A 619-nucleotide genomic window follows, 5' to 3' on the forward strand; every position below is an offset into this window, starting at 1 on the left:
TAACCTAAAAGACGCTAGCGAAATCACACTCCCTGCAGTGTATGGAAATCTAGGGCTTGATTTGATTTGGATGATAAAGAAAAACCACGAGCTAAGTTTCGGCTATGATGGACTATTCTATGCTAGCACATTTGCCAAAGAGCGAAATATTCAAGGGGCAAATGTGAAGACAAATGACTGGTTTAACGGCGTTACCACGAATCTAAACTTCAAATACGCGTATTGGTTCGGCGGAACTGACTATGTAACAGACAAAGACGGCAATGCTGTATCTCGCTCCATAGCAGAGGGCAAAAAGAGCAAAAAAGGCAAGAAGTCTAAGTCCAAGAAAAAGTCAAAGAAGTCTAAGAAAAAAGTCTATTACATTGATGGGTAATGCCATTGTCATACTAAGGGCGTAGCTCGAAGTATCCCATTCCCCCTCCCTCTGCGGAGGGGGATTAAGGGGGTGGGTTAGGTATTTGGTAAGCGAGGGGTAGATTAGGTTTTAGATTTTAGGGGATCTTTAGATTCTTAAGGCTTCGTCATTGTTGTTTTGCGCTGTTTTTTATCATTGCGAGCGAGTAAAGTGAGCGTGGCAAAACAAGCGTAGCGCAGTTTCTTTAGTAATCCACAAGAA

At 42.5% G+C, this 619-nt stretch carries 1 protein-coding gene; it reads left to right on the plus strand.

The features are described 5' to 3' along the window. On the plus strand, window positions 1-376 hold a 376-nt coding region (locus tag CQA40_RS11380; RefSeq protein WP_181882938.1), incomplete at its 5' end, for a hypothetical protein. Between the last annotated feature and the right edge of the window lie 243 nt (window positions 377-619).

Source organism: Helicobacter sp. MIT 01-3238, from assembly GCF_003364135.1.
Lineage (GTDB): Bacteria > Campylobacterota > Campylobacteria > Campylobacterales > Helicobacteraceae > Helicobacter_B.